The organism is Massilia sp. X63 (assembly GCF_041023745.1).
Lineage (GTDB): Bacteria > Pseudomonadota > Gammaproteobacteria > Burkholderiales > Burkholderiaceae_D > Telluria.
The window spans coordinates 287,555-311,176 of the sequence record NZ_JBFTEF010000007.1 but is presented as its reverse complement, the minus strand read 5'-3'; the positions used below and the strand labels follow the sequence as shown (position 1 = coordinate 311,176).

21 protein-coding genes are annotated in these 23,622 nt (G+C 67.5%); 14 read left to right on the top strand and 7 right to left on the bottom strand.

Annotated features, from left to right (window positions below; translation table 11 throughout):
- The first annotated feature begins 120 nt into the window (after positions 1-120).
- Entirely contained in the window at positions 121-495 is a 375-nt protein-coding gene (locus AB3347_RS16375) for a KGG domain-containing protein (protein ID WP_369092853.1), read from the top strand.
- A gap of 45 nt (positions 496-540) precedes the next feature.
- On the opposite strand, the gene AB3347_RS16370 is transcribed toward AB3347_RS16375, so the two are convergent.
- Genes AB3347_RS16370 through AB3347_RS16350 form a run of 5 tightly spaced genes read right to left on the bottom strand, consistent with a single transcriptional unit; the run spans position 541 to position 4,957 of the window.
- Entirely contained in the window at positions 541-1,884 is a 1,344-nt protein-coding gene (locus AB3347_RS16370; RefSeq protein WP_369092852.1) for a sulfite reductase subunit alpha, read from the bottom strand.
- A gap of 10 nt (positions 1,885-1,894) precedes the next feature.
- Positions 1,895-2,899, bottom strand: coding sequence for an FAD:protein FMN transferase (locus AB3347_RS16365; protein ID WP_369092851.1), 1,005 nt, complete (start codon positions 2,897-2,899; stop codon positions 1,895-1,897).
- A gap of 7 nt (positions 2,900-2,906) precedes the next feature.
- Positions 2,907-3,722 carry a DUF4198 domain-containing protein gene (locus AB3347_RS16360; RefSeq protein WP_369092850.1) on the bottom strand — a complete coding sequence of 272 codons (816 nt, stop codon included), beginning with the start codon at positions 3,720-3,722 and terminating at the stop codon, positions 2,907-2,909.
- Positions 3,723-3,740: 18 nt separating this feature from the next.
- Positions 3,741-4,244, bottom strand: coding sequence for a DUF2271 domain-containing protein (locus AB3347_RS16355; protein ID WP_369092849.1), 504 nt, complete (start codon positions 4,242-4,244; stop codon positions 3,741-3,743).
- 47 nt (positions 4,245-4,291) lie between these two features.
- A complete protein-coding gene (locus tag AB3347_RS16350) occupies positions 4,292-4,957 on the bottom strand; it encodes a PepSY-associated TM helix domain-containing protein (RefSeq protein ID WP_369092848.1) in 666 nt (221 codons plus the stop codon).
- Between the two features lie 297 nt (positions 4,958-5,254).
- On the opposite strand from AB3347_RS16350, the gene AB3347_RS16345 reads away from it, so the two are divergent.
- The 6 genes from AB3347_RS16345 to AB3347_RS16320 all read left to right on the top strand — a co-directional run bounded on the left by AB3347_RS16345 (position 5,255) and on the right by AB3347_RS16320 (position 13,327).
- The gene (locus AB3347_RS16345) at positions 5,255-8,110 is read left to right on the top strand and encodes a 2-oxoglutarate dehydrogenase E1 component (protein ID WP_369092847.1); all 2,856 of its coding nucleotides are present in this window, start codon (positions 5,255-5,257) and stop codon (positions 8,108-8,110) included.
- Between the two features lie 79 nt (positions 8,111-8,189).
- Entirely contained in the window at positions 8,190-9,452 is a 1,263-nt protein-coding gene (odhB, locus tag AB3347_RS16340; protein ID WP_369092846.1) for a 2-oxoglutarate dehydrogenase complex dihydrolipoyllysine-residue succinyltransferase, read from the top strand.
- 82 nt (positions 9,453-9,534) lie between these two features.
- A complete protein-coding gene (locus AB3347_RS16335) occupies positions 9,535-9,900 on the top strand; it encodes a PspC domain-containing protein (RefSeq protein ID WP_369092845.1) in 366 nt (121 codons plus the stop codon).
- Positions 9,901-9,915: 15 nt separating this feature from the next.
- Positions 9,916-11,349 (top strand): dihydrolipoyl dehydrogenase, encoded by a 1,434-nt coding sequence (lpdA, locus tag AB3347_RS16330; RefSeq protein WP_369092844.1) that lies wholly within the window; start codon positions 9,916-9,918, stop codon positions 11,347-11,349.
- Positions 11,350-11,520: 171 nt separating this feature from the next.
- Positions 11,521-12,618 carry a cell division protein ZapE gene (zapE, locus tag AB3347_RS16325; RefSeq protein WP_369092843.1) on the top strand — a complete coding sequence of 366 codons (1,098 nt, stop codon included), beginning with the start codon at positions 11,521-11,523 and terminating at the stop codon, positions 12,616-12,618.
- A 13-nt stretch (positions 12,619-12,631) separates the two neighbouring features.
- Positions 12,632-13,327 carry a hypothetical protein gene (locus tag AB3347_RS16320; protein ID WP_369092842.1) on the top strand — a complete coding sequence of 232 codons (696 nt, stop codon included), beginning with the start codon at positions 12,632-12,634 and terminating at the stop codon, positions 13,325-13,327.
- Between the two features lie 67 nt (positions 13,328-13,394).
- On the opposite strand, the gene AB3347_RS16315 is transcribed toward AB3347_RS16320, so the two are convergent.
- A complete protein-coding gene (locus AB3347_RS16315; protein WP_369092841.1) occupies positions 13,395-14,201 on the bottom strand; it encodes a PP2C family serine/threonine-protein phosphatase in 807 nt (268 codons plus the stop codon).
- 194 nt (positions 14,202-14,395) lie between these two features.
- Here AB3347_RS16315 and AB3347_RS16310 point away from each other — a divergent pair, with 194 nt between their 5' ends.
- Positions 14,396-14,596: a YdcH family protein gene (locus AB3347_RS16310; protein WP_027867157.1), complete on the top strand. Its 201-nt coding sequence runs from the start codon at positions 14,396-14,398 to the stop codon at positions 14,594-14,596.
- A gap of 114 nt (positions 14,597-14,710) precedes the next feature.
- Positions 14,711-16,720 (top strand): ATP-dependent DNA helicase, encoded by a 2,010-nt coding sequence (locus AB3347_RS16305; protein ID WP_369092866.1) that lies wholly within the window; start codon positions 14,711-14,713, stop codon positions 16,718-16,720.
- Positions 16,721-16,765: 45 nt separating this feature from the next.
- On the opposite strand, the gene AB3347_RS16300 is transcribed toward AB3347_RS16305, so the two are convergent.
- A complete protein-coding gene (locus AB3347_RS16300; protein WP_369092840.1) occupies positions 16,766-17,740 on the bottom strand; it encodes an NADPH:quinone oxidoreductase family protein in 975 nt (324 codons plus the stop codon).
- Positions 17,741-17,924: 184 nt separating this feature from the next.
- Here AB3347_RS16300 and AB3347_RS16295 point away from each other — a divergent pair, with 184 nt between their 5' ends.
- The 5 genes from AB3347_RS16295 to AB3347_RS16275 all read left to right on the top strand — a co-directional run bounded on the left by AB3347_RS16295 (position 17,925) and on the right by AB3347_RS16275 (position 23,583).
- Positions 17,925-18,533, top strand: coding sequence for a toll/interleukin-1 receptor domain-containing protein (locus AB3347_RS16295; protein ID WP_369092839.1), 609 nt, complete (start codon positions 17,925-17,927; stop codon positions 18,531-18,533).
- A 56-nt stretch (positions 18,534-18,589) separates the two neighbouring features.
- Entirely contained in the window at positions 18,590-20,704 is a 2,115-nt protein-coding gene (locus AB3347_RS16290; protein WP_369092838.1) for a tetratricopeptide repeat protein, read from the top strand.
- Positions 20,705-20,818: 114 nt separating this feature from the next.
- Positions 20,819-21,553, top strand: a complete 735-nt coding sequence (gene surE, locus AB3347_RS16285) for a 5'/3'-nucleotidase SurE (protein WP_369092837.1) — start codon at positions 20,819-20,821, stop codon at positions 21,551-21,553.
- Entirely contained in the window at positions 21,550-22,455 is a 906-nt protein-coding gene (locus tag AB3347_RS16280; protein ID WP_369092836.1) for a protein-L-isoaspartate(D-aspartate) O-methyltransferase, read from the top strand. The genes surE and AB3347_RS16280 overlap by 4 nt, the downstream gene beginning before the upstream one ends.
- A gap of 219 nt (positions 22,456-22,674) precedes the next feature.
- Complete coding sequence (locus tag AB3347_RS16275; protein ID WP_369092835.1) at positions 22,675-23,583, top strand: peptidoglycan DD-metalloendopeptidase family protein; 909 nt, start codon at positions 22,675-22,677, stop codon at positions 23,581-23,583.
- The last annotated feature ends 39 nt before the right edge of the window (positions 23,584-23,622 follow it).

Sequence of the window (23,622 nt, the reverse complement as noted above, 5' to 3'; positions counted from 1 at the left end):
CAAGATGGAATCCTACAAGACCATTGCCGTGTTTGGGTGGTCCATCGGACCCGGCGAAGCTAGGATGACCCTGTCTCAGCCACTTCCGGCTGGTCCTTTAGAAATGTATAGGAGGCAACTATGGCATCGAACAACCAAGGCGGCAACAAGGGCGGCGGCAACAAGCAGAGCGGCGACACCAGCAACCGCGGTTTCGCATCGATGGATCCGCAGAAGCAGCGTGAAATCGCTTCGGAAGGCGGCCGTGCAGCCCACGCATCGGGCAATGCCCATGAATTCACCTCGGAAGAAGCTCGCCGTGCCGGCTCGATGAGCCACGGCGGCGGTGGCGGCGGCAGCCAGCAAAGCGGCGGCGGTGGCGGCCAGCAGAGCGGCCGTGGCGGCAACCAGGGTAGCAGCAACCAGGGCGGCAATCAGGCCAGCCGTGGCACCCAGGGCGGCTCGCCGGAGCAGCACGCACGTGCCGGTTCGCAGAGTCACAAGAACGACAAGTAAGTCAAACGTCGTTCGTCAGGTGGGCGGCTGCGCCGCCCACCTGACCTAATACACATCCCTGCGGTAGCGGCCCTCGGCCGCGAGCGCCTCCAGCCTGTCCGCTCCCAGCACTTCCATCAGCGCCGCGTGTACCCCGCCGGCCATGCCCTGCAGGCTGCCGCACACGTAGATCGCTGCTCCCTTCCCGACCCAGTCGCGCAGCGCCGCGGCTTGTTCGCGAACCAGATGCTGCACATAGCGCGGCGTTGCCCCATCGCGCGAAAACGCCAGGTCGAGCCGGGCCAGGCTGCCTGCCGCCAGCCATCCCTGCAGCTCGTCGCGGCACAGGAAGTCGTGGGCGGCCTTGCGTTCGCCGAACAGCAGCCAGTTGTCGCCATGGCCCGCCGCGATGCGCGCCTTGAGCAGCGCGCGCAGGCCGGCCAGGCCGCTGCCGTTGCCGATCGCGATCAGCGGACGCGCGGCATTGCCGTTCAGGCGGAAGCGCCCGTGCGCGCGCACCCGCAGCCGGACCGTGTCGTGCGCGCCCGCCGTCTCGCACAGCCAGCCCGAGGCCGCGCCCAGGCTGCCGTCCTCGCGCCGCTGCAGGCGCACCATCAGTTCCAGCCGGCCTTCGCCGGGCAGCGAGGCGATCGAGTATTCGCGCGGATGCTCCGGGTCGGCCGGGGCGCTGAGCTGCGCCAGGTCGCCCGCTTCCCAGGCCGGCAGCGCGCCGTCCAGCGGAGCCAGGGCGATGCGGTAGAGCGGCGCGCCGGTGCTGCCCGGGTTGGCAAGCACGCGCTCGACGATGCGCCAGTCGCCGTAGCCGGGCGCTTCCCAATCGGGCGCGTCGCTGGTGCCGGCCAGGCGGCCGATATGGTGCTGCCATTCGGCCAGCGCAGCTGGGTTGCCGCGGTCGACGTCGATGCGCTCGAACAGGGCTGTGGCGCCGCGCGCCGCCAGCCAGCCGTCCAGGGCGCGGCCGAAGCCGCAATAATTCGTGTAGCTGCTGTCGCCCAGCGCCAGCACGGCGTAGTGCAGGTGCGACAGGTCGGGCGCGCTGCCCATGGTCGCGCCGGCGAAGCGCGCCGCCGTGTCGGGCGCGTCGCCTTCGCCGTAGGTGCTGGCGATGAACAGGACCCGGCCGGCGCGCGCAAGCGCGTCCGCGGGCAGGTCGGACATGCACACGGCGCGCGCCGCCAGCCCGCCGGTGCGCAGCGTGGCGGCGGTCTGGCCGGCCAGGTATTCGGCGCTGCCGGTCTGGCTGGCATGCACCACCAGCCAGTCGGCCGCGCCCGCGTCCGGCGTGCCGCGCGCGGCGCGCGCGCGCCAGACGGCCAGGCACATCGTCAGCCAGGCGCCGGACAGGGCCAGGGCGCTGCCCCAGCGTACGGGGTCGATCGTCATGCTCATTGCCGCGCTCTCATTGCAGTAGTTCCTGCCAGGCGGCGCTGGTGTGTTCGCGCAGCCCGCCCGGGTGGCGGACCAGGTAGCGCGCCGCGATGCCGCGCCGGTCGGCAAACGCCAGCCCGTCCGCCACGCCCATGACCGTGAGCGCGGTGGACAGCGCATCGGCCGTCATGCAGGCGCCCGCCAGCACGGTGCAGGAGGCGACGCCGTTGGCGATCGGCTGGCCGCTGCGCGGGTCGAGCGTGTGCGAGGCGCGCCGCCGCTCATGGTGAAAATAGCTGCGGTAGTCGCCGGAAGTGGCAATCGCCAGGCCGTGCAGGGCTACCACCGCCTGCGGGCCGCAGCCGGCGTCCGGCACCCCTTCGATCTCGACCCACCACGGCTCGCCGTCCGGCTTCATGCCGGCGCCGCGCAGCTCGCCGCCGACTTCCACCAGATAGTGGCGGATGCCGTGGCGCTCCAGGCACAGGGCCAGGCGGTCCACCCCATACCCCTTGGCGATCGCGGAAAAGTCGAGCACGGCGCCGCCCGGCTGCAGCAGGCGCCGGCCGGCCCGATCGAGCTGCGGGGTGCTGTCGGCGCGCCGCGCCAGCGCCTCGGCAACGGCCGCGGCGCCGGGCGCCCGGAAGCCGGGCGCGTCGTGACGCCGGTGCGGGCCGAAACCCCACAGCCCGACCAGTTCGCCGGCGGCCGGGTCGTAGGCGCCGGCCGTGTCGGCATGGACCTGCAGCGCGAAGTCGGCCACCTCGAAGAACTGCGGCGGCAGCGCATGCCAGCCTGGGCCCGGCGCCCGGTTGTAGCGCGAGAGCAGGGAAGCCTCGTCCCAGTGGCTCATCTGGGCGACGATCTGGCCCAGCTCGCGCTGCAGGGCGGCGTCCAGGTCGGCGCCCAGGCCGGGCGGGACCAGCATCCGCGCCGACCAGCCCGTGCCCATCGAGCGCCCCGCCGCCTCGCGCAGGACGCTTCCCGCGGGCGGCAGCGCCAGGTCGATGGCGAGGGGAACCAGGACGGCGCGCACCGCTCGCTTACTCCGGCAGGATCTCGAAGGTGGCCGAATAGGCGTAGCGGCGCGAACCCGGCGCCCCCGGGCCCTTGGGCTGCTCGACCGGATACTTGGCGCTCATCCAGTAGCGGTTCGCGGCCGGCAGGGTGAAGCTGGCTTCGCCCTTGGCGTCGGTGCTCAGGCGGATCTCGTTGATGGTGCCGCGGAACTTGACGCCGGCCGGCACCAGGCTGAAGGGGAAGTTGGCCAGCGGCTTGCCGTCGAGCTGGAAGCGGAACTTCGCGGTCTCGCCCGCGCGCAGGTCGTTCGGGTGGGTGACCGGGACCAGCTCCAGGCCTTCGCCGCTCGGCTTCAAGGCGCCGGTGCTCAGCTTGTTGGCCGAGACGAAGGTTTCCATGCGGGTGTGGGTGGTCGATTTCTGCACGTCGGTGGCGCCGGCCGGGATCTCCTTGGCCACGCTGGGTTCAGGACCGCGGAAGCGCTTTTCTTCGCCGTTCAGCTTGTAGCTGCCCATCACGTTGTTGGACACCATCGCGATGCGGTAGGTGCCGTCCTGCGGCAGGCGCAGGTCAAGGGTGCTGCGCAGCTTCCCCAGCACGGCGCCGGTGGCGGCGCTGGTGGCGCCGCTCGGGTCGGTGACGGTCACGCCGTCCATGCGCAGCGGCACGTGGTCGAACTCGAACAGGCCTTCCGAGACGGCGCCGTCGATGGTGACCCAGGCTTCTTCCTTCTCGACGAAGCCGGTGGAGGGCAGCATCCAGCCGCGGTGGGCGCTGGCGCCGAAGGACAGGCCGGCCAGGGCCAGCGACAGGATGGTCTTCTTGACGAGATGGTGCATCGTGGTCTCCGGTTAGCGTTACTGGATGGTGATTGATACGGCGCCGAGTTCTTCCTTGCCGCTGGCATTCGCCGCCAGCTTGCCCTTGGCGGGCAGCGTGAAGGGCACCCGCACCAGTTCGCGGCCGCCGGCCTCGCGCGCGGCCTCCACCACCAGCTTGTACTCGCCGGCCGGCAGCTTGCTGGTGGCGCCGGCGAAATTCATGGTGTGGGTGCCGGCCGCCTTGGTGGCGCCGCTCACACCGTCCATCGGCAGCTGGACGTCGCGCCCGGCTTTTCTCCACCAGGTGCGCAGGTCCTTGACCCACTTCTCGCCGGCATTGTCCTTTTTCTTGACGTCGTACAGCACGGCCAGATTGGAAGCGATCGACCCGTCGCCCTTCTCGATCCAGATCGCCACGTAGGGCTTGTGGTACTCCGCCACCTGCAGCTGCGGCAGTTCGAACTTCACGGACAGGTCGGCAGCCACGGCCCAGCCGGAGACGAAGGGCAGGGTGAGCGCCAGCGAGTGAGACAGTTTCATTAGGTTGCCTTATATATAGTAGGGTAACTAGAAGATCAGCTTGTGAATTAGTGGACGAACAGCAGCGCAATCACGGCCGGCAGCACGATCCCGAAGCCGACCACCGGCCAGGTCGAGGGGCGCTTGGCGGCGTGCGATTTCAGGATCAGGAAGCCGGTGACGCAGAACACCACGCAGGCGATCGCGAACAGGTCGATGAACCAGCTCCAGACGGCGCCGGTGTTGCGGCCCTTGTGCATGTCGTTGAGCCAGGAGATCCAGCCGCGCGAGGTGGCCTCGTATTCGGCCGAGCCGTCGGCGGCGATGCGCAGCCAGGCGTCGCCGCCGGGGCGCGGCAGGGCGATGTAGGCGTCTTCTTCGCTCCACTCGGCGCGCTTGCCGCGCACGTCAACCGGGAAGGCGGCGTTGGCCCAGTCCGCGATCTCGCTGGGCAGCGGCAGCTCGGCGTCGGCATGGCCGGCGGCGTAGGTTTCCAGCTGGGCGCGCAGCGGCTCGGGCAGGCCGGCCTTCAGGCGCGTGACCTCGGGCTTGGCTTCGATCTGGGCCGCGTGGTTGAGGGTGAATCCGGTAAAGCTGAACAGCAGCATGGCCATCAGGCAGATGGCCGAACTGATCCAGTGCCACTGGTGCAATTGCCTGAGATAGAGGGCGCGGCCTGCACCCGGGAGGGCGGCCGTTTGCGGGGTGGTGGTCGGTCCGGTTGAGTTCATCATCAAATGATAACGATTATCATTTACGTGGTCAACGGCAGGGTGTGATTTTTACAGCACTTTACAAATAGAAATAAAACATTTCGCGCCGAGGTTCTGCCTTGCGCTAGCGCATGCGTTACAATGTTGTGCGCTAAAAGGCAGAATACTTGCCTTAGGTCATGTATTTGCAATTCAGAATTTCGTCCTTCCCCCACAACTTGATGTAGTAAGTGCGATCCGCTAACCGGTCAGGCCGTGTCGCGGAAGGTTAGACTAACCCGCCCCATACTCGCGAAGCGCGAAGAAAGGTGAGCAAGAATGATGCAGCAACAGAATGCGAACTCGTACCTGTTCGGCGGTAATGCGCCGTACGTGGAAGAGTTGTACGAAGCGTACCTGAACAATCCGGGCTCGGTCCCGGAAAACTGGCGCGCCTACTTTGACCAGATGCAGCACGTGCCTGCCGTGGACGGCTCCAGCCGCCCGGACGTGGTCCACTCGTCGGTCGTCGCCTCGTTCGCGGAACGCGCGAAGCAGGGCCCGATCCGCACCGTCAGCGCCTCGTCGGACCCGGAAATGGGCCGCAAGCGCGTGGCCGTCACCCAACTGATCGCCGCCTACCGCTACCTCGGCTCGCGCTGGGCCAACCTCGACCCGCTGCAGCGCCAGGAACGTCCGCCGCTGCCGGAACTCGATCCGAGCTTCTACGGCTTTACCGAAGCGGACCTCGACACCGTCTTCAACATCAGCAACACCTATTTCGGGAAAGAGACCGCGCCGCTGCGCGACATCCTGAACATGCTGCGCGACACCTACTGCCGTTCGATCGGCGCTGAGTTCATGTACATCAGCGACCCGACCGAGAAGCGCTGGCTGCAGGAACGCCTGGAATCGATCCGCTCGACCCCGACCTTCTCGGGCGACAAGAAAAAGCACATCCTCGAGCGCCTGACCGCGGCCGAAGGCCTGGAACGCTACCTCCACACCAAGTACGTCGGCGCCAAGCGCTTCTCGCTGGAAGGCGGCGAATCCTTCATCGCCTCGATCGACGAAGTCATCCAGCGCGCCGGTGAAAAGGGCGTGCAGGAAATCGTCATCGGCATGGCCCACCGCGGCCGCCTGAACGTGCTGGTCAACACCCTGGGCAAGAGCCCGGCCGACCTGTTCGAAGAATTCGAAGGCAAGCACGCCGACGACCTGCCGGCGGGCGACGTCAAATACCACCAGGGCTTCTCGAGCGACATCTCGACCCCGGGCGGCCCGGTCCACCTGTCGCTGGCCTTCAACCCGTCGCACCTCGAGATCGTCAACCCGGTCGTCGAAGGTTCGGTCAAGGCGCGCATGGACCGCCGCGGCGACCGCAAGGGCAAGGAAGTGCTGCCGATCCTGGTGCACGGCGACGCAGCGTTTGCCGGCCAGGGCGTGGTCATGGAAACCCTGAACCTGGCCCAGACCCGCGGCTACGGCACCGGCGGCACCGTCCACATCGTCATCAACAACCAGATCGGCTTCACCACCTCGGACCCGCGCGACGCCCGTTCGACCATCTACTGCTCGGACGTCGTCAAGATGATCGAAGCACCGGTGCTGCACGTGAACGCCGACGATCCGGAAGCGGTCGTGCTGGCCTCGCAGATCGCGATGGACTACCGCACCGAGTTCGGCAAGGACGTGGTGGTCGACATCGTCTGCTACCGCAAGCTGGGCCACAACGAGCAGGACACCCCGGCCCTGACCCAGCCGCTGATGTACAAGAAAATCGCCAAGCACCCGGGCACCCGCAAGCTGTACGCGGAGAAGCTGTCTGCCCAGGGTACCGTGGTGCCGGAAACCGGCGACCAGCTGGTCGCCGAGTACCGCGCCGCGATGGACGCCGGCAAGCACACCGTCGATCCGGTGCTGACCAACTTCAAGGGCAAGTACGCCGTCGACTGGGCGCCGTTCCTGAACAAGAAGTGGACCGACGCCTGCGACACCTCGGTGCCGCTGACCGAACTGAAACGCCTGGCCGAACGCATCACCAAGGTGCCGGAAGGCTTCAAGCCGCACTCGCTGGTCGAGAAGGTCCTGAACGACCGCGCCACCATGGGCCGCGGCGAGATGAACCTCGACTGGGGCATGGGCGAGCACCTGGCCTTCGCCTCGCTGCTGTCCTCGGGCTACGCGGTGCGCCTGTCGGGCCAGGACGCCGGCCGCGGCACCTTCGTGCACCGCCACGCCGTGCTGCACGACCAGAACCGCGAGCGCTGGGACCAGGGCATCTACCTGCCGCTGGCCAACGTCTCGGACAACCAGGCCAATTTCACCGTGATCGACTCGGTGCTGTCGGAAGAAGCGGTGCTCGGCTTCGAGTACGGCTACTCGACCGCCGAACCGAACACGCTCACCATCTGGGAAGCCCAGTTCGGTGACTTCGTCAACGGCGCCCAGGTCGTCATCGACCAGTTCATCGCCTCGGGCGAAGTGAAGTGGGGCCGCGCCTCGGGCCTGACCATGATGCTGCCGCACGGCTACGAAGGCCAGGGTCCGGAGCACTCGTCGGCACGCATCGAGCGCTTCCTGCAGCTGTGCGCCGACAACAACATGCAAGTGGTGCAGCCGACCACGGCCGCCCAGATCTTCCACCTGCTGCGCCGCCAGATGGTGCGCCAGTTCCGCAAGCCGCTGGTGATCTTCACGCCGAAGTCGCTGCTGCGTAACAAGGACGCCGGCTCGCCGCTGACCGACCTGGCCAAGGGCGGTTTCCAGACCGTGATCGGCGAAGTCGACGAGAAGATCGAAGCCTCGAAGGTCAAGCGCGTGCAGGTCTGCTCGGGCAAGGTCTACTACGACCTGGTCAACGCGCGCAAGACCCGCGGCGTGAGCGATGTGGCGATCATCCGTATCGAACAGATGTACCCGTTCCCGCACAAGTCGCTCGCGCAAGAACTGAAGAAGTTCCCGAACGCGCAAGAGGTGGTGTGGGTGCAGGACGAGCCGCAGAACCAGGGTCCGTGGTTCCAGATCCAGCACAACATCTTCGAAAACATGGAAGCTGGCCAGCGCCTGGCGTATGCAGGTCGCGCGGCTTCGGCCTCGCCTGCGGTCGGTTACGCCGACAAGCACGTGGCGCAGCAGAAGGAACTGCTGGAAACCGCGTTCTCGAAGCTGAAGGGCTTCATCCTGACCAAGTAAGAAGAAAAACACCACTGCCCCCGTGTGCTGCGCACCGGGGGCCTTTGCATACAGAATACATAAACGGAGCTACATCAAAATGGCACAAATCGAAGTCAAGGTACCCCAACTGTCGGAATCGGTTGCTGAAGCAACCCTCCTGTCCTGGCACAAGAAAGTCGGCGAGAAGGTCTCGCGCGACGAGAACATGATCGACATCGAGACCGACAAGGTGGTCCTGGAACTGCCGGCCCCGAGCGAAGGCGTGATCGTCCAGCTGCTCAAGGCCGACGGCGCGACCGTCGTGGCCGGCGAAGTCATCGCCATCATCGATACCGAAGCTTCGGCACAGACCAGCCCGCTGGAAGTGAAGCCGATCCCGTCGGCCGCTCCGAACGCACCGATCGCCGCTCCGGCTGCCGCCGGCCCGGCCGCAGGGGCGGGCGGCGCCAAGGGCGACGTCGCCATGCCGGCCGCCGCCAAGATCCTGGCCGACAACAACATGAGCGCAGCGGATGCCACCGGCACCGGCCGCGACGGCCGCGTGACCAAGGGCGATGCCCTGGCCGCCGTTGCCAACAAGCCGGCCGCCGCTGCGGCCCCGGCCCCGGCCGCCAAGCCGGCCCTGCAGCAAGTGGCCGCGCCGAGCGTCAACCTGGGCGACCGTCCGGAAGAGCGCGTGCCGATGAGCCGCCTGCGCGCCCGTATCGCCGAGCGCCTGCTGCAGTCGCAGTCGACCAACGCCATCCTGACCACCTTCAACGAGGTGAACATGGCGCCGGTCATGGACCTGCGCGCCAAGTACAAGGACAAGTTCGAGAAGGAACACGGCGTCAAGCTGGGCTTCATGTCCTTCTTCGTCAAGGCCGCCGTCGCCGCCCTGAAGAAGTACCCGATCCTGAACGCTTCGGTCGACGGTAACGACATCGTCTACCACGGCTACTTCGACATCGGTATCGCCGTCGGTTCGCCGCGCGGCCTGGTGGTGCCGATCCTGCGCAACGCCGACCAGATGTCGATCGCCGAGATCGAGAAGAAGATCGGCGAATTCGGCGCCAAGGCCAAGGAAGGCAAGCTGACCCTGGAAGACCTGACCGGCGGTACCTTCTCGATCTCGAACGGCGGCACCTTCGGCTCGATGCTGTCGACCCCGATCATCAACCCGCCGCAGTCGGCGATCCTGGGCGTGCACGCCACCAAGGACCGCGCCGTCGTGGAAAACGGCCAGATCGTGATCCGCCCGATGAACTACCTGGCGATGTCCTACGACCACCGCATCATCGACGGCCGCGAAGCCGTGCTGGGCCTGGTGGCCATGAAGGACGCACTGGAAGATCCGGCCCGCCTGCTGCTCGACCTGTAATCGGCAGCGTGTAGTGCAGCGCGGACATGCGGCCCCCGGCCCATGTCCGCTGACACAGCAGTGACCGCGAGAGAGGACCGCCATGATCTCCGATGAAATTCGGCGTTTACACGAGTTGCACCAGGCCGGCGCGCTGAGCGACGCCGAATTCGAGCAGGCCAAGGCGAAGGTGCTGGCGGCCGAGCGCGTCAGCCTCGAGAAGAACCGCGGCGACGCCGGCGGCGCCGGTGGGACTGGCGCCCCGGGTGGCGGCTTCGAGGCGCAGTTGCGCAGCCTGCGCCGCTTGCGCGGCGACCGCTGGCTCGGCGGCGTCTGCTCCGGCCTCGGTCTCACCTTCGGCATGGAAGCCTGGGTCTGGCGCCTGATTTTCGCCCTCCTGACCCTGGTGACCTCGGGCCTCGGTGCGGTGGTCTATCTGCTGTTGTGGATCTTTGTCCCAGAAGAATAAATAAGGAAGCTATTCATGAGTAACGAGAAACAATTCGACGTCGTCGTGATCGGCGGCGGTCCTGGCGGCTACATCGCTGCCATCCGTGCAGCGCAGCTGGGCTTCAAGACCGCCTGCATCGACGAGTGGAGCAACGCGGCCGGCAAGCCAGCCCCGGGCGGCACCTGCACCAACGTCGGCTGCATCCCGTCGAAGGCGCTGCTGCAGTCGTCGGAGCACTTCGAGCACGCCGGCCACGCCTTTGCCGACCACGGCATCAAGGTCGGCGGCCTGGAGCTCGACCTGCCGACCATGCTCAAGCGTAAGGACACCATCGTCAAGCAGAACAACGACGGCATCCTGTTCCTGTTCAAGAAGAACAAGGTGAGCTTCTTCCACGGCCGCGGCGCATTCGCCGGCAAGGCCGAGGGTGGCTACACCATCAACGTGACCGGCCCGACCACCGAGACGCTGACCGCCAAGAACGTGGTCGTCGCCACCGGTTCGAACGCACGCCAGCTGCCGGGCGCGGAATTCGACGAGAAGCTGATCCTGTCGAACACCGGCGCACTGGCCATCGATGCGGTCCCGGGCAAGCTGGGCGTGATCGGCGCCGGCGTCATCGGCCTGGAAATGGGTTCGGTGTGGCGCCGCGTCGGCGCCGACGTCACCGTGCTGGAAGGCCTGCCGACCTTCCTGGGCGCCGTGGACGAGCAGATCGCCAAGGAAGCGCACAAGCTGTTCACCAAGCAGGGCCTGACGATCAACCTGGGCTGCAAGATCGGCAAGATCACCAAGGGCGCCAACGACGTCACCGTCGAATACGCGGACAGCACCGGCGCCGAGCAGAAGGCCACCTTCGACCGCCTGATCATCTCGATCGGCCGCGTGCCGAACACCACCGGCCTGGGCGGCGAGACCGTCGGCCTGCAGCTGGACGAGCGCGGCTTCGTGGTCGTGGACGACGAATGCCGCACCAGCCTGCCGGGCGTGTGGGCGGTCGGCGACGTGGTGCGCGGCCCGATGCTGGCGCACAAGGCGGAAGAAGAGGGCGTCGCGGTTGCCGAGCGCATCGCCGGCCAGCACGGGCACGTCAACTTCAACACCATCCCGTGGGTCATCTACACCTCGCCGGAAATCGCCTGGGTCGGCAAGACCGAGCAGCAGCTGAAGGCCGAAGGCGTGGCCTACAAGGCCGGCACCTTCCCGTTCATGGCCAACGGCCGTGCGCGCGCGCTGGGCGATACCTCGGGCATGGTGAAGTTCCTGGCCGATGCCACGACCGACGAAATCCTGGGCGTGCACATCGTCGGCCCGGTCGCGTCGGAGCTGATCTCGGAAGCCGTGGTCGCGATGGAGTTCAAGGCCTCGTCGGAAGACATCGCCCGCATTTGCCACGCGCACCCGTCGCTGTCGGAAGCCGTCAAGGAAGCCGCGCTGGCGGTGGACAAGCGGTCGCTGAACTTCTAAGCAGCACCCGACATCCGCCGTCGTCGACGGCGGACTTGTCTCCCGTAGGGTGGGCGGGTTCCCCGCCCACGCGTTCAAACGTCGTATGCAAGCCACGCAGCGGGCCTGGATACCTGATTCGAACGCGTGGGCGGGAGACCCGCCCACCCTACGTTTAACACCGAGCATTCCATGAACGTCCAAGAGTATTACCAGCACGCGCTGGCCGAGCGCGGCTTCAAATCCGACCCTGCCCAGCAGGCCGCGGTCGACCGCCTGCAGCAGGCGTACGACGACTGGGTCCGGTACAAGGCCCAGCGGTCGTCCGCTTTCAAGCGCCTCATCAACCGCCCGGACGTGCCGAAGGGCCTCTACATGTGGGGCGGGGTAGGGCGCGGCAAGTCCTTCCTGATGGACTCCTTCTATTCGGTAGTGCCGGTGGTGCGCAAGACGCGCCTGCATTTCCACGAATTCATGCGCGCCGTGCACGGCCAACTGGACGAGCTCAAGGGCGTGGCCGATCCGCTCGACGAAGTCGCCAAGCGCATCGCCAGGAAATACCGCCTGATCTGCTTCGACGAGTTCCACGTCTCGGACATCGCGGACGCGATGATCCTGTATAACCTGCTCAGGGCCCTGTTCGACAACGGCGTGAGCTTCGTGATGACCTCGAACTACGAGCCGTCCACGCTCTACCCGGACGGGCTGCACCGCGACCGCATGCTGCCGACCATCGCCCTGCTGAAGGAAAAGCTCGATATCCTGAACGTCGACGCCGGCAACGACTACCGCAAGCGCGCGCTCGAGCAGGTAGAGGCCTACTACACGCCGCTCAACGCCGCCTCGGACCACATGCTGCGCGACGCCTATGCCAAGGTGGCCGACACCGCCGACGAAAGCCCGATCGTCCATATCGAGAACCGCGAGATCCGCGCGCTGCGCCGCGCCGGCGGCGTGATCTGGTTCGATTTCGCCACCCTGTGCGGCGGGCCGCGTTCGCAGAACGACTACCTGGAACTGGCCTCGCGCTTCCATACCGTGATCCTGTCCGGCATCCCGGCCATGTCGGCGGGGCAGTCGTCGGAGGCGCGCCGCTTCACCTGGCTGGTGGATGTGTTCTACGACCACAAGGTCAAGCTGATCATGTCGGCGGCGGTCGAGCCCGAGGAGCTGTACACCCAGGGTATGCTGGCGAACGAATTCCACCGTACCGTGTCGCGTATCATTGAAATGCAGTCGCGCGAGTACATGCTCGCCGAGCGCCGCGGCGCCGCCGACGCCATCGCCTGATCGAAAGGACACCATGAGCAGTCATCCAGTAGTGCGCGCAATGCATCGTCTCGTCGGGGCCGCCGTGGTCGCGGCCGCCCTGGGCGCCTGTGCCAGCGTCGAGCCGGGCCCATCGGTGGAATCGGTCGATCCGACCACCTCGCTCGAACAGGCCGACCAGCGTCTGGCGGCGGTGGCCGCCGAGCGCGCGGCGATCGAAGCGCGCTATGCCGAGCGCGAAGCGGTTTGCTACGAGAAATTCTTTGTGAACCACTGCCTGGACGAAGCCAAGGAGCGCCGCCGGGTTGCCCTGGTCGCCCAGCGCAACATCGAGATCGAAGCCGAGCGCTTCAAGCGCCGCGTGAAGGTGGAAGAGCGCGACAAGGAAATCGCCGCCGCCGAGGCCGAGTTCAAGGCCGAGGAGGCGCGCCTGGCGGCCGAACCGGCGCCGCCGCCGCGCGAGACCACGGCCCTGCCGTCGCCGAAACCCTCGCCGGCCGCGTCGCGCATGGCGCGCCGCAACGCCAAGGCCCAGGAAGAAGCCGCGCGCGCCCCGAGCGCTGCGGCCAAGGCAGCCGCCAACGCGCGCGCCTTCGAGGAGCGCAAGCGCAAGTCGGAGCAGAAGCAGAAGGATGTCGCCCGGCGCGTGGCCGAGCGCGAGGCGAAAGCGGCGGCGCGCAAGGCCGAGGAAGAGCAGAAGGCCAAGGCCGCCGCGCCGGCCGCGAAGTAAACGGTGTTGCCAGGCCGCTTGCCGCGGCCTGCTTCGGGCTAGCGGCCGTCGGCCGCGCCAGCCCGCCTCACACCACCCGCGCCACTTTCCCTGCCAGCCCATCCTGCGCCGGCTTCACCAGCTTCACGATCACCATCGAGCAATTGCCGCCCTTGCCCTGCGATCGCTCGCCCGCCTTGTTGATCAGCATTTCCGATGCCTGCCGCGGCGTGGCCTTGCTGGTGGCCGCCGCCAGCTCGGCGTCGGTGAAGAAATGCCACAAGCCGTCCGAGGCCAACAGGAATACATCGCCCGGCGCCAGTCCGGTATGGCTGCCGAGCGTCAAGAAGGGTTCCTTGCGGCTGTTGCCGAGCAGATTCAGCAGCAGCTTGGACTTGCGGTGGTTCTTCGCCGCTTCCTCCGGCAGCCGGTCGCTGGACACCAGGTGATCCACATACGTGGCGTCGCTGGTGCGCGCCATGCACTTGCCGTCCCGGAAGCGGTACAGGCGCGAATCGCCCACATGTCCCCATACCGCATCGCCATGCGGGCTCAGGAGCAGGCCGACGAAACTGGCGTGCGCTTCCGCCTGGCCGCCGGCTGCTCCCATGACGGCATTCATCTTGATGACCAGATGGGTCTCGCTGACGATGTCCTGCAGCAGTCGGCCCAGGCGTTCCAGGCTGGGACGGTCGCCCGGCTTGAATTCGTCGAACACCTGGCGCGCGGTGTGCAGGACCTGGTCCGCGCCGCCGGGCCCGGCGACGCCGTCGGACAGCAGGGCCAGCACGTAGCCGGGTGCGCGGGCGCCGGTCAGCAGGGCGACCCGGTCGTTCTGCTGGGGGCGGTTTCCGATGTGCTGCGCGGTCCCGGCTTCGATCTTGTATGTTGTCATAAACCTTTATTTCCGTAGCGCCTGCACCAATCTTTGTTGGCGGCAACCTCAGCGTAGATTAAACTATGCACCGAGAAGCCGTGGTGTTGCAAGCCGAACACAAGCGGCTGCAAGCGGTCGATACCGTCGCGCCGCCGCCCGCCGCCAGAGCCCCCCCGCAAACGCCTTGTACAGAACTGTTTGGAACAGCCATCATGACCGACGTCCAGGACATCCAGCGCCGCATCATTGAACTCGACGTGGAACACCGCGACCTCGATGCCGTCATTTCGATGCTGGCCGCCGACGGCCATGCCGACCAGCTCCAGCTGCGCCGTTTGAAAAAGCGTAAGCTGCAGCTCAAGGATCATATTACGCTGCTGAAGATGCAGCTGGTGCCCGATATCCCGGCCTGACGCCTCGCTGCGCCGGGCATGAAAGAAACAGACATTTTGACCGATCATCTCCCCGCATCCGTTGCGGACTCCGGCGCCGCCGCTACGCCGGCGGACACGTCGCCGCAGGGTGATGTGCTGCCCGGCAGCGCCCGTCCGCAAGGTAAATACGACGAAGAGCTCGACCGCCTGTTCGGTCCGGGCGGCCCGCTCGCACCCGCAGTCGGCACCTTCAAGCCGCGCCAGTCGCAAACCGAGATGGCCAAGGCCATCGCCGCCGCCATCGCCGACCAGAAGGTGCTGATGGCCGAGGCCGGCACCGGCACCGGCAAGACCTTCGCCTACCTGGTGCCCGCGCTGCTGTGGGGCGGCAAGACCATCATCTCGACCGGTACCAAGAACCTGCAAGATCAATTGTTCCTGCGCGACATCCCGACCATCCGCGCCGCGCTGCGCGCGCCGGTCTCGGTGGCCCTGCTCAAGGGGCGCTCGAATTACGTCTGCCACTTCCACCTGGAACGCACCCTGAACAACGGGCGCCTGACCTCGCGCGACGACGTCGGCCACCTGCGCGAGATCTCGCGCTTCATCAAGATGACCAACTCGGGCGACAAGGCCGAGCTGGCCAAGGTGCCGGAAACCGCCACGGTCTGGAACCTGGTCACCTCGACCCGCGACAGCTGCATGGGCGCCGAGTGCCAGTACTACCAGGACTGCTTCGTGATGAAGGCGCGCAGGGAAGCGCAACAGGCCGACGTGGTCGTGGTCAATCACCACCTGTTCTTCGCCGACGTGGCGCTGAAGGACACCGGCGTGGCCGAACTGCTGCCCTCGGCCAACACCATCATCTTCGACGAGGCGCACCAGCTGCCGGACACCGCCACGCTGTTCTTCGGCCAGTCGGTGTCCACCTCGCAGGTGCTGGAACTGTGCCGCGACGTGCTGGCCGAAGGCCTGGCGCACGCGCGCGGCCCGGACTGGGCCAAGGTCGTGACCGTGGTCGAGAAGGCCGCGCGCGACCTGCGCCTGAGCTTCCCGGAAGGCGGCACCCGCCTGTCGCTGCCGCAGATCCTGCCGACATCAAGCTTCTTCCCGGCGCTCGAGAAGCTGAAGGAAGAGCTGGCCGGCATGATCACCGTGCTCGAAGAGCACGCCGCCCGCGCCGAGACCATCGAAGCCTGCCGCGTCCGCGCGCAGGAGCTGGCGGCTTCCTTCGAGGCCTGGAAGCCGGACACCAGGAAAGCCAAGGTGGCCGCCGACGACGCGGCGGTGCTGTGGGTCGAGGCCTTCAATTCCTCGCTGCAGCTGCACAAGACGCCGCTGTCGATCGCGCCGATTTTCTCCGGCCAGCGCGAAGGCACGCCGCGCAGCTGGATCTTCACCTCGGCCACGCTGGCGGTGAAGAACGATTTCAAGCACTTCTCCGACCAGATGGGCCTGACCGGCGAGCCCGCCATGACCTGGCCGAGCCCGTTCAACTACGGCGAGCAGGGCATCCTGTACGTGCCGACCGGGCTGCCGGAGCCGAATTCCTTCCAGTACACCGACGCCTGCGTCGACCTGGCGCTGCCCGTGATCGAAGCGGCCGGCGGGCGTACCTTCTTCCTGTGCACGACGATCCGCGCCGTCAACAAGGTGGCCGAGCGCCTGCGCGAAGAGTTCGCCGCGCGCGGACTGGACTTCCCCTTGTTCGTGCAGGGCGAGCGCGGGCGTACCGAATTGCTGGATTCCTTCCGTAACGCCGGCAATGCCGTGCTGGTGGGCAGCCAGAGTTTCTGGGAAGGCGTGGACGTGCGCGGCGACGCGCTGTCGCTGGTCATCATCGACAAGCTGCCTTTCGCCCCGCCCGACGACCCGGTGCTGGCCGCCCGCATCGAGGTGATGGAAAAGCAGGGCCTGAACGGCTTCATGCACCACCAGCTGCCCGAGGCCATCATCACGCTCAAGCAGGGCGCAGGGCGCCTGATCCGCGACGTCGACGACCGCGGCGTCCTGATGATCTGCGATCCGCGCCTCATCACCAAGCCCTACGGCCGGCGCATCTGGCAAAGCCTGCCACCGTTCAAGCGCACGCGGCTGCAGACGGAGGTCATCGAGTTCTTCAAGCCGGGGACGATCGCCGACGCGGCCGACCTGAACGCGTAGGGTGGGCGGCTACGCCGCCCACCCTACAAAATCGGCACGCAACCGTTACGGGCAAACCACGACTTTTCCGGTGACCTTCCTGTCCGCCATGTCGTTCAGCGCCTGCGCCGTCTCCTCCAGCCGGTAGCGCCGCGACACCAGCGGCTTGAGTTTGCCTTCCGCCATCCAGCCCAGCATCTGGCGCATCGCCGCCAGGTTCGCCTGCGGCTCCTTGCGCACGAAATCGCCCCAGAACACGCCGACCACCGAGGCGCCCTTCAGCAGCATCAGGTTCCAGGGCAGTTTCGGAATCTCGCCGGCCGCGAAGCCCACCACCAGGTGGCGGCCGCGCCAGGCGATCGAGCGCAGCGCCGGCTCGCTGTACGGGCCGCCCACCGGATCGTAGATCACGTCCGGACCGCGCCCGCCGGTCGCCGCCTTGAGCGCTTCGCGCAGGTCTTCCTTCTCGTAATTGACGAGCACGTCGGCGCCGTGTGCGCGGCAGACCGCCAGTTTCTCGTCGCTCGAGGCGGCGGCGATCACGCGCGCGCCGATCGCCTTGCCGATCTCGATCGCCGCCAGGCCGACGCCGCCGGCCGCGCCCAGCACCAGCATGGTCTCGCCCGGCTGCAGGGCGGCGCGGTCGACCACCGCGTGGTGCGAGGTGCCGTAGGTGAGGGTGATCGCCGCGGCGGTATCGAAGTCCATGCCAGGCGGCATCGGCATCAAGGCCTCCGCCGGCGCCACGGCCTGCTCGGCAAAGGCGCCGGTGCGCGTGAAGCCGATCACCGGCTGGCCCGGCGCGAAGCCGCTGACCCCTTCGCCGACCGCGCGTACGGTCCCGGCAAATTCATTCCCCGGCGTAAAGGGCAGCGGCGGCCGAACCTGGTACTTGCCCTGTACCGTCAGCACGTCCGGGAAGTTCACGCCGGCGGCTTTCACGTCGACCACGACTTCGCCCGCGCCCGGCACCAGGTCGGGCAGGTCCTCGATCACGAGGCTGTCGATCGGGCCCCAATCCTTGCAACGCACGGCTTTCATTTTTTTCCTTTCAGTACGGGTGGCGTGTTTCAGACCGCGGGATTATGCCTGAAGGCGCATGTCGTGCGACTTTCCAACGATGCCGCCGAGTCCGCTTGCCCGCTTGTGCGCCCGCAAAATGACCGGGGTCGGCGGCGCTAGAGTCAGGGAGGCGCCTTGAGCAAACTGGAATAGGGGGCAGGCAATGGCGATCCGTTACGGGTGTTTCTTCAGCTATGCGCACGGCAGGCACGAACTGATGAACCGGTTCAAGAACGCCCTGGCCGAGGCGCTGCGCTGCTATCTCGAACCTCACTTCGACAACGAAGACGAACTGTTCATCGACACCGAACAACTGGGCGGTGGTGACGACCTCGACCGCAAGATCGCCCGCGCGATGTGCGAGAGCGTCTGCATGATCCTCATTTATACGCCCAAGTACGAGGCGCACGCCTACACACGGCGCGAATATGCCGCCATGCGCCTGCTGGAACGCGAGCGCGCCACCTGGTATCCGTTGCCGAGCCGCCTGATCATCCCGGTCATCATGACCCGGCACCCCGAATCGCTCCCGCCGCAAATTACCGAGAGCATGTTTTACGTCGACTTCTCGCATTTCACGATGGCGACGGCCGATCTCAAGTCGAATCCCGATTTTTTGCCGGACATTGCCAAGATGGTGAAACGGATCGCGGACCATTACCAGCTTCAAAAAACACATACGCCACCCAGCCATGACTGCAACCAATTCGTGCTTCCCGATGTCCCACCCGAATGGCGCGCAATGCCAAGCCTGACTTTCCCAAAAAAATGAGGAGCCCTATGGAACAGGATCGTCTTTCGCTTTCACCTGCGCTTTCCGATACGCTCTTGCCACTGGACACGCCCGGCAAGGTGAGCACCTTTTACGCGTACGAAGGCGGCCCGGCCCGCAACGGCCTGCTGGCCGCGACGGCGCTGCAGCTGGCCGCCGACGCGGCCCGGGCCCCGGTGCTGGTGATCGACTGGGACCTCGAAGCGCCGTCCCTGCACCGCTATTTCGGTGCGGCCCAGGACGACGACGACCCGCCCGGCCTGGTCGAATACATGGATGCACTGCGGGATGCACTGCGGGATGCACTGCGCGACGAGCCGCCCCGCGGCCGCCCGGCGCGCGACCGCGGCGCTGCTGGGGGCGCGGCCGGATCGGCCGATGCCGTCCTGGACGCGGTCGACTGGCGCGACTACATGCGGCGCGCCCACGGCCGCCATCCGCTCTACCTGATGCGCGCCGGCCGCTTCGACGACAGCTACGCCGAGCGTGCCGGCCGGCTCGACTGGGACGCCTTGTTCGATGCCTGCCCGGCGCTGCTGCGCCGTTTCGCGGCGCGCATGGCGCGCCATTTTCGCCACGTGCTGGTGGCAGGCGGCGCCGGCCGCTCGGCGAGCGTCAGCGCCTGCACCACCCTGGTGCCCGACCAGCTGGTCGGCCTGTTTACGCCGGCTCCCGGCAGCCTGGAGGGCTTCGAGGGCGTGGTCAGCCGCGCCATCGAGTACCGTTGCACCCACGAGGACGAGCAGCGGCCGCTGCTGGTGTATCCGGTCGCGTGCAGTGCCGACGGCGCGCGCAGCGACCCGGGCCAGCGCTGGCGGCGCGGCGACCCGGCGCAGGGGCTGGACGGCTACCAGCCGCGCACCGAAGCCTTGCTGCGCGGGGCCTACGGCGTCAGCCGGCTGGGCCTGGAAAGCTGGTTCGACGAAGTGCAGCTGCCGCTGTGCGACGCCGTCGCCCTCGACGGCAGCGGCGCTGCGGCCGCGCGCAGTGCGCTGGCGCGTCCGGCCGCCTGCCTGCTGTCCTGGTTCGCCCAGGGCGCCTTCCCGTGGCAGTCGCTGGCCGAGGTGCGCCTGCGGGCGGCGGTCGCGCATGCGCGCGGAGAAGAGGGCGACGCCTCCGCCGCGCGGGTGGCGGGCTGCCTTGCGCGGCTCGGCGTACTGTGCCGGCAGGAGGGGCGCAACGCCGAAGCCGCCGAATTGCTGCGCGAAAGCCTGGCACTGCGCCGCGCCATGCACGGCGAAGACCATCCGGATGCGCGCGCCGCCCTGGCCAGCCTGGCGGCCCTGTACTTCGCAAGCGGCGACCTGGACAACGCGCGCCGCCACTACGAACTGCTGGCGCAGGCCTGCGCGCGCGGCACCGATTCCGAAGATCCCGAGACGCTGGCGGCCCGCTCGGGCCTGGCCCGCGTGCTCGGCAGCCTGGGCGAGCGCGAACGGGCGCTGGCGCTGCACGAACAGGTGGTGGCGACGGCCGAGCTGCGCTGGGGCGACAGCCACCTCGCCACCCTCGACAGCCTCGAAGACCTGGCCGTCACCCTGGGCGCGCAGCACGAGAACGACCGGGCCCGGGTGCTGTACGAGCGCGTGCTCGACGGCCGGCGCCGCCTGCAGGGCAGCGAGCACGAGGACACGCTGCGCTGCGGGCAGCGGCTGGCCCAGCTGCTCGGCGAGATGGGCGATCTCGGCAACGCACGGCGGCTGCTCGAAGCCGTGCTGCGCGGGCGCGAACGCCAGGACGGCCCCTATGCCCAGCCGACGCGGCAGGCGCGCGAGGCGCTCACCAAGATCCTCGCGGCCCAGGGCGACATGGCGGCGGTGCGCGGCATCCATGGCGCGCACACCCTGCTGCCGGAGCGCGGCACAGGGGGCGGCCACCCCGACGAGCATCCGGTGTTCGACAGCCTGCAGCACAAGTGCGCGCAGCTGAAAGACCTGATGGACAAGGATAGCCAGCACGAAGCGCGCGCACTGGCCGACAGCCTGGCGCGCTCGGTGCAATGGCCGAGTGTGGCACATCCGCTACGCAAGCGCGTGACGGCCATGATCGAACAGGTTTACCTGCAGGAGGGGGACAAGGACGCGGCATTGGCCTTTAACAAAGACCTGGTTTCCTCACTGGAGGGGGCGCTGAACCGAACCGGACGCGACATCCCGCCTGCGTTGCGATAATGATAATTTGTAGCGCTGCCGGACCGGGCGCGGCGCCACAAAAAATCGCCGTCAGGAAACAAAAACGCGCGGGCAAGGAACGAAGCGCGCGTTGCTTCAGGTAAAATCGCAGACATGCGAATTCTTATCAGTAACGATGACGGCTACCTGGCGCCTGGTATCAGTGCGCTGGCCGATGCCTTGTCCGCGATCGCGGACATCGTGGTGGTCGCACCCGACAGCAACCGCTCGGGTGCGTCGAATTCGTTGACGCTCGACCGTCCGCTCACGGTCCAGAAGGCTGCCAACGGTTTTCACTTTGTCAATGGAACGCCGACCGATTGCGTCCACATCGCCCTGACCGCGATGGGGGATGCGCCTCCCGACCTGGTCGTTTCCGGCATCAATAATGGCCAGAACATGGGCGACGACACCCTGTATTCCGGCACCGTCGCGGCGGCGACCGAGGCCTACCTGTTCGGCATTCCGGCGATCGCGTTCTCGCAGGTCAACCCGGGCTGGGCCCACATCGATGCCGCCGCCAGGGTCGCACGCGAGGTCGTCGAGCGCCGCTTCGACAAGCTCGAGCTGCCCTTCCTGTTCAATGTGAACATCCCGAACCTGCCCTACGAGCAGATCGGCCCGCTGACGCCCTCGCGCCTCGGCCGCCGGCACCAGGCCGAGCCGGTCATCCGCTCGCAGGACCCGCGCGGCCGCGAGATCTTCTGGATCGGCGCGCCCGGCGCCTGCCGCGACGCGGGCGAGGGCACCGACTTCCACACCACCGCGCAGGGGCGCGTGTCGATCACGCCGCTGCAGGTCGACCTGACCCACCGGGCCCAGTTGGAACTGCTACGGGGAATCGTATGAGCGACGGGCACAGCACCGACAAGCGCAGCACCTTCCCACTGCCGCTGTCCTCGGTGACCGGCGGCGCCGGCCGCAAGCCGGCCGCCCCTGCGCCGGTGGCTACGCCCCAGACCGCCACCCGCAACGCCAGCAGTGCGACCGGTACCAGCCGCAGCGGCGCCGCAGCGGCCGCGCCGGCGCCGCGTCCGCCCGGCTATGCCCAGGCGCATACGCCCTCCGCGCCGGTCGCGCAGCGTTCCGAGCTGATGGCCTCGGAAGCGGTGCGGCGCGCCATGGTGGCGCGCGTGGCGCGCCAGGGTGTCAAGGACGGCGTGGTGCTGGGCGCGATGGAGGCGGTGCCGCGCCACCTGTTCATCGAGCCGGCCCTGTCGGCGCAGGCGTACATCGATGCCTCGCTGCCGATCGGGCACAACCAGACGATCTCGCAGCCCTACATCGTGGCGCGCATGATCGAAGCGATGCGCGAAGCCACGCGCGCCTCGCCCCAGGAAGGGCGGCAACTGGGCCGGGTGCTCGAGATCGGCACTGGCTGCGGCTACCAGGCCGCGGTGCTGTCCTTCGTGGCGCGCGAAGTGTACTCGATCGAGCGCATCAAGCCGCTGCACGAGCTGGCCAAGACCAACCTGCGGCCGCTGAGGATTTCCAACCTGCGTTTGCAATATGGCGACGGTATGCTAGGCTTGCCGCAGGTTGCGCCTTTCGACGGCATCATCCTCGCGGCTGCGGGACTCGAAGTACCCCGGGCCCTGCTCGAACAACTGGCCATCGGCGCGCACCTCGTCGCCCCGGTTGGCGCCCAGGTCCAGCGCCTGGAACGCATTACCCGCATCGGCAAGAGCGAATGGGCCAGCGAAACGCTGGAAGCGTGCCACTTCGTGCCGTTGCGTCCCGGTACCATATAGGCCGCACGTCCGCAGGCTGCGCGCGCGCCTCGGCGCGTTCGCCGGCATCGCGCGGGCCTGGTACCACCAAGCCGGGTCAACGCCTCCAGCTCCGCTGGCGTTGAAGAACCTGGTCCAACCGGCATGGCCGGCCACGGTCGCCGATGTCCGCCGGCGTGCTTCCATCCCGGGCACTGGGCCGGGACGGCGCCATAGAACATGAACAGAAACAGAAAGACGATGAACCAAGCACCCCGATTAGCACTGCTCACCCTCGCCCTCGGCCTGCTGGCCGGCTGTAACTCATTGACGCGCCAGGCCCCGGTGGTCGAGCGCAATGCGCTGCCCAACGTGGAGCGTCCGCGTCCGGGCCCGGCCCGTGCCGAGGAACCGAAACAGGACGAGAAGGGCATGTACACCGTGCGCCGCGGCGACACCCTGCTGCGCATCGCGCTCGACTTCGGCCAGAACTACCGCGACATCGTCGCCTGGAACAACCTGCGCGACCCGGACGACATCAAGGTCGGCCAGACGCTGCGCGTGGCGCCGGAACGCGGCGAACGTAGCGCCAATGTGCAGACCCAGCCGGTGCCAATGCCGCCGAGCCCGACGCCGCCGCGCAAGACCGCGCCGCGCGCCGACAAGCAGCCGTACAACGACAATGTCGCCGGCACCCAGCCGGACGCGCCCGCACGCAACGAGCCGGTCCGTCCGGCGGCGCCGGCCAGCCCGGCGCCCAGCGCTCCGGCGCCGGCCGTGGTCGCCGCGAGCGACGACGACAACAGGCTGAGCTGGATGTGGCCGGCCGAGGGCCGCATCGTCGCCACCTTCGACGAAGGCCGCAACAAGGGCATCGACATCGCCGGCCGTCCCGGCCAGCAGGTGGTGGCTGCGGGCGCCGGCAAGGTGATGTACGCTGGCAGTGGCATCCGGGGTTATGGTAATCTCGTCATCGTCAAGCACAACAACAGCCTGCTGTCGGCGTACGCGCACAACCGCAAGATTGTCGTCAAGGAAGGCGACAATGTGGCCAAGGGCCAGATGATTGCGGAAATGGGCGATTCGGACGCCGACTCGGTCAAACTGCATTTCGAGATCCGCCAACAGGGCAAACCCGTCGACCCGTCGAGGTTCCTGCCCGGGCGCTAAAGGGTGCGAAGACACGGCCGCGGCAACGCAGCCGATGTT

Excerpts from the sequence above, each read along its gene's own strand:
- AB3347_RS16300 (WP_369092840.1), bottom strand. The coding sequence starts at position 17,740 with ATGAAAGCCGTGCGTTGCAAGGATTGGGGCCCGATCGACAGCCTCGTG.
- lpdA (WP_369092844.1), top strand. The coding sequence starts at position 9,916 with ATGAGTAACGAGAAACAATTCGACGTCGTCGTGATCGGCGGCGGTCCT.
- AB3347_RS16315 (WP_369092841.1), bottom strand. The coding sequence starts at position 14,201 with ATGACAACATACAAGATCGAAGCCGGGACCGCGCAGCACATCGGAAAC.
- AB3347_RS16345 (WP_369092847.1), top strand. The coding sequence starts at position 5,255 with ATGATGCAGCAACAGAATGCGAACTCGTACCTGTTCGGCGGTAATGCG.
- AB3347_RS16275 (WP_369092835.1), top strand. The coding sequence starts at position 22,675 with ATGAACCAAGCACCCCGATTAGCACTGCTCACCCTCGCCCTCGGCCTG.
- AB3347_RS16310 (WP_027867157.1), top strand. The coding sequence starts at position 14,396 with ATGACCGACGTCCAGGACATCCAGCGCCGCATCATTGAACTCGACGTG.
- AB3347_RS16355 (WP_369092849.1), bottom strand. The coding sequence starts at position 4,244 with ATGAAACTGTCTCACTCGCTGGCGCTCACCCTGCCCTTCGTCTCCGGC.
- odhB (WP_369092846.1), top strand. The coding sequence starts at position 8,190 with ATGGCACAAATCGAAGTCAAGGTACCCCAACTGTCGGAATCGGTTGCT.
- zapE (WP_369092843.1), top strand. The coding sequence starts at position 11,521 with ATGAACGTCCAAGAGTATTACCAGCACGCGCTGGCCGAGCGCGGCTTC.
- AB3347_RS16320 (WP_369092842.1), top strand. The coding sequence starts at position 12,632 with ATGAGCAGTCATCCAGTAGTGCGCGCAATGCATCGTCTCGTCGGGGCC.
- AB3347_RS16350 (WP_369092848.1), bottom strand. The coding sequence starts at position 4,957 with ATGATGAACTCAACCGGACCGACCACCACCCCGCAAACGGCCGCCCTC.
- AB3347_RS16370 (WP_369092852.1), bottom strand. The coding sequence starts at position 1,884 with ATGAGCATGACGATCGACCCCGTACGCTGGGGCAGCGCCCTGGCCCTG.
- AB3347_RS16280 (WP_369092836.1), top strand. The coding sequence starts at position 21,550 with ATGAGCGACGGGCACAGCACCGACAAGCGCAGCACCTTCCCACTGCCG.
- AB3347_RS16360 (WP_369092850.1), bottom strand. The coding sequence starts at position 3,722 with ATGCACCATCTCGTCAAGAAGACCATCCTGTCGCTGGCCCTGGCCGGC.
- AB3347_RS16335 (WP_369092845.1), top strand. The coding sequence starts at position 9,535 with ATGATCTCCGATGAAATTCGGCGTTTACACGAGTTGCACCAGGCCGGC.
- AB3347_RS16295 (WP_369092839.1), top strand. The coding sequence starts at position 17,925 with ATGGCGATCCGTTACGGGTGTTTCTTCAGCTATGCGCACGGCAGGCAC.
- surE (WP_369092837.1), top strand. The coding sequence starts at position 20,819 with ATGCGAATTCTTATCAGTAACGATGACGGCTACCTGGCGCCTGGTATC.
- AB3347_RS16375 (WP_369092853.1), top strand. The coding sequence starts at position 121 with ATGGCATCGAACAACCAAGGCGGCAACAAGGGCGGCGGCAACAAGCAG.